Origin of the sequence: Trinickia sp., from assembly GCF_051954495.1 — a bacterium.
Classification (GTDB): Bacteria; Pseudomonadota; Gammaproteobacteria; order Burkholderiales; family Burkholderiaceae; genus Trinickia.
Window position 1 is genome coordinate 1 of the sequence record NZ_JBQCHR010000063.1, and the last position, 4203, is coordinate 4203.

Consider the following 4203-nt stretch of genomic DNA (forward strand, 5'->3'; position numbering starts at 1 on the left):
CGTCGTCGCACCTTCGTCGATCACGGCCTCGAGCACGCGGCACAGGAAATCCATGTCCGAGCGGCTGCCGTCCTCGGGCGAGAATTCCACATCGTTCGTGAACTTGCGCGCGAAACGCACGGCCAGACGTGCTTGCTCGTACACCTGCTCGGGCGTCATGCGCAGCTTCTTCTCCATATGGAGCGGCGAAGTCGCGATGAACGTGTGGATACGGAAATGATCGGCCGGCTTCAAAGCGTCCGCGGCGCGCTGGATGTCCTTGTCGTTCGCACGCGCGAGCGAGCAAACCGTGCTGTCCTTGATCAGCGAGGCGATCGTGTTGATCGCGTCGAAGTCGCCATTCGAGCTGGCCGCGAAGCCGGCCTCGATCACGTCGACTTTCATCCGTTCGAGTTGTTTCGCGATGCGAATCTTCTCTTCCTTCGTCATCGATGCGCCAGGCGACTGTTCGCCGTCGCGCAACGTCGTATCGAAAATAATCAGCTTGTCTGCCATCTCGGTCTCCAGGGGGACGTTTGCTATCGCAATGCTTTAGGGATACGGAAAACGCAATTCGGGTGTTCGCGCCACCGTAGGCGACGCCAAACAACGAACGAGGCAAACGGGAGGCGAGAACGGTCAGCGCGGCAGGCGCGCTAGGGCTAGCGCGCGTAGAGGCGCACTGGCGAGAAGGGAGCGAAGGGGAAAGGTCAAATTCGACATGTCGTCGACTATAGCGGCATTCCGGCAAACGCGCAATCGGCCGCCATGCACCCTGAGGCGGCGGTGGGGCCGCGAGCGAGCCGCCCCCCATGTCGCGGACAGCAAGCCGCACGCGATGCGGCTCGACTTTTGAGCCGCATTTTCGAATTTGCGGCTCATCGCCTCTCCCGGCCCTAATGGGCGCCCGGAATGGATCGCGCGGGATTGTCGCGCCCGCGGGCCGCCATATAGGCCCAAAAGGCGTACCCCGAAAGCCCGTATAGCACGAACAGACCGAACAACATCAGCGGTGGATCGGACGACACCAGCACGAACGCGACCACCACCAGCAAAATCGCCGCGAACGGCACCCGATGGCGAACGTCCAACGCTTTGCCGCTGTAGAACGGCGCATTCGAGACCATCGTCACACCGGCGTAGACCGTCAGCGCGAAGGCGACCCAAGGCAGCCACACGAGCTTGAGCGGCACCCGGTTGTCGGTGGCGAGCCAGACGAAGCCCGCGATCAATGCGGCCGCGGCCGGGCTCGGCAGACCTTGGAAAAAGCGCTTGTCGACGACGCCGATGTTCGTATTGAAGCGCGCGAGCCGCAACGCCGCGCCGGAGCAATACACGAAGGCGGCCAGCCAGCCCCATCGGCCGAGATCCTTGAGCACCCACTCGTACATGACGAGCGCCGGCGCCACGCCGAACGACACCATGTCGGACAAGCTGTCGAACTGTTCGCCGAACGCACTTTGCGTGTGGGTCATGCGAGCGACGCGCCCGTCCATGCCGTCGAGCACCATCGCCACGAAAATCGCGATCGCCGCGATCTCGAAGCGCAGGTTCATGGCCTGAACGACGGCGAAGAAGCCGCAAAACAGCGCGGCCGTGGTAAAGGCGTTCGGCAGCAGGTAAATGCCGCGGGTACGCAGGAACTGCTGACGAGCGGCGCGCCGGCTCTCGGCGGGCGCCGAATCGGCGCCGAGCGTCTTGTTGCGGCGAAACGGATTGCGCCGAAACGGGCGCGGCATCGGCGTGGCGCCGGTCCGAGGGCGGCGGGGTTTGAGCGGGGCCATGGGAACCCTCCTGCGGCGCGTCAGAGCTCGGCGAGGATCGTCGACGAGGCGAACACCTTCTCGCCGATCGACACCTTCGCGCGGCTGCCGAGCGGCAGATAGACGTCCACGCGCGAGCCGAAGCGAATGAACCCGTAGCGCTGGCCGCGGGTCAACGGCTCACCGGCGCGTACGTAGCAAAGAATACGCCGCGCGATCAAGCCGGCGATCTGCACCGACGTGACGGTATGACCGCTTGCCGTCTGGATCACGATCGCGTTGCGCTCGTTTTCCAGCGATGCCTTGTCGATGGCCGCGTTCAGGTAAGCGCCCGGAAAGTATTCGACCTTCGTGATGGCGCCGTCGACGGGCGAGCGTTGCGAGTGCACGTTGAAGACGTTCATGAACACGCTGATCTTCAGCGCTTCGCGGCCCGCGTACGGATCGAGCGTCGTTTCCACGGCCACGATGCGGCCGTCGGCCGGACACAGCACGGCGTTCGCCTGGGTCGGAATCGGCCGCGGCGGGTCGCGGAAGAACTGCACGACGAAGATCAGGATCAGCCAGAACGGCCAGGCAAAACCGAATCCTGCGACCGCATGGATCAACAACGCAACGACAGCGGCGATCGCGATGAACGGCCAGCCTTCGCGCGCGATGATCGGATGGGGGTAATTCATGGATTGTTTCGGACTTTTTGTAAAACCACTAGGATAGCAAAAGCCGTCCGGTGCAAGGCGCACGGGACGGCTTTAGAGGGAAATTCTCGAAGGGCCGATGCGGTTTCATACCGCTTTGCGGGGCGGTGCGGGAGCCTGCGCCCTCGCACCAGCGGCCGTGCTTCCCCGCACGGCCTGCCTTGTACGCCTATCCGACGCTTAGTTCTTCGACTGGTCGACGAGCTTGTTCTTCGCGATCCACGGCATCATCGCGCGCAGCTTGCCGCCGACTTGCTCGATCTGGTGCTCGGCCATCAGGCGACGGCGCGATTGCAGCGTCGGTGCGCCGGCGCGGTTTTCCAGAATGAAGCTCTTCGCGTATTCGCCCGTCTGGATGTCCGTCAGGACGTCCTTCATGACCTTCTTCGTTTCTTCCGTCACCACGCGCGGGCCCGTGACGTACTCGCCGTACTCGGCGTTGTTCGAAATCGAGTAGTTCATGTTGGCGATGCCGCCTTCGTAGATCAGATCCACGATGAGCTTGAGCTCGTGCAGGCATTCGAAGTAAGCCATTTCAGGGGCGTAACCCGCTTCGACGAGCGTCTCGAAGCCGGCCTTGATCAGCTCGACCGTGCCGCCGCACAGCACGGCTTGCTCGCCGAACAGGTCCGTTTCCGTCTCTTCGCGGAAGTTCGTCTCGATGATGCCGGCACGGCCGCCGCCGTTGGCTGCCGCGTACGACAACGCGATGTCGCGTGCCGCGCCCGACTTGTCTTGCGCCACGGCGATCAAGTGCGGCACGCCGCCGCCTTGCGAGTACGTGCCGCGCACCGTGTGGCCCGGGGCCTTCGGCGCAATCATGATGACGTCGAGATCGGCGCGCGGGATGACTTGGCCGTAGTGAACGTTGAAGCCGTGCGCGAATGCCAGCGCAGCGCCTTGCTTGATGTTCGCGTGCACTTCCGACTTGTAGACCTCGGCGATTTGCTCGTCGGGCAACAGCATCATGACGACGTCGGCGCCTTTCACGGCTTCGGCCACTTCCTTGACCGTCAGGCCAGCGCCTTCGGCCTTCTTCCACGACGCGCCGTCCTTGCGCAGACCGACCGTCACGCGCACGCCGCTGTCCTTCAGGTTCAGCGCGTGAGCATGGCCTTGCGAGCCGTAGCCGATGATCGTAACGTCCTTGCCTTTGATGAGGGACAGGTCGGCGTCTTTATCGTAGAAAACTTTCATGTCGATTCCTTCGCGTTAAATCGTATTCGTCAAATTCGTTAAAAGCGCCCGCCCACGGAGCGAGCGCCGTCGGTTGGCCAGCGTTACACCTTCAAAATGCGCTCGCCGCGCCCAATGCCCGAGCTGCCCGTGCGGACGGTTTCGAGAATCACGGCGGCGTCGAGCGCTTCGATGAAGGCGTCGAGTTTGTCGCTCGCCCCCGTCAGCTCGATCGTGTAGGTCTTTTCGGTCACGTCGATGATGCGGCCGCGGAAAATATCCGCCATCCGCTTCATTTCTTCGCGTTCCTTGCCGACCGCCCGCACCTTGATCAGCATCAGCTCGCGCTCGATGTGGGCGCCTTCGGTCAAGTCGACCACCTTCACCACCTCGATCAGGCGGTTCAAGTGCTTCGTGATCTGTTCGATCACGTCGTCCGAGCCAACGGAGACGATGGTCAGGCGCGACAGCGAACGGTCTTCCGTCGGCGCCACCGTCAAGGTTTCGATGTTATAGCCGCGTGCCGAAAACAGACCGACGACGCGCGACAGCGCACCCGGTTCGTTCTCCAGCAAGACGGAGATGAT

4 protein-coding genes and 1 pseudogene are annotated in these 4203 nt (G+C 63.0%); all 5 read right to left on the bottom strand.

Going from position 1 to position 4203, the window contains the following annotated elements:
- Window positions 1-495: pseudogene (locus ACTHNR_RS09550) on the bottom strand (2-isopropylmalate synthase); the annotation flags it as partial.
- Window positions 496-875: 380 nt separating this feature from the next.
- Window positions 876-1763 (bottom strand): CDP-diacylglycerol--serine O-phosphatidyltransferase, encoded by an 888-nt coding sequence (pssA, locus tag ACTHNR_RS09555; RefSeq protein ID WP_440547343.1) that lies wholly within the window; start codon window positions 1761-1763, stop codon window positions 876-878.
- A gap of 20 nt (window positions 1764-1783) precedes the next feature.
- Complete coding sequence (locus ACTHNR_RS09560) at window positions 1784-2422, bottom strand: phosphatidylserine decarboxylase (protein WP_440547344.1); 639 nt, start codon at window positions 2420-2422, stop codon at window positions 1784-1786.
- A gap of 198 nt (window positions 2423-2620) precedes the next feature.
- On the bottom strand, window positions 2621-3637 hold the full coding sequence (gene ilvC / locus ACTHNR_RS09565; protein WP_440547345.1) for a ketol-acid reductoisomerase: 1017 nt from the start codon (window positions 3635-3637) through the stop codon (window positions 2621-2623).
- Window positions 3638-3720: 83 nt separating this feature from the next.
- Window positions 3721-4203, bottom strand: a 483-nt coding sequence (ilvN, locus tag ACTHNR_RS09570) for an acetolactate synthase small subunit (protein WP_440547346.1), incomplete at its 5' end; no start/stop codon positions are given.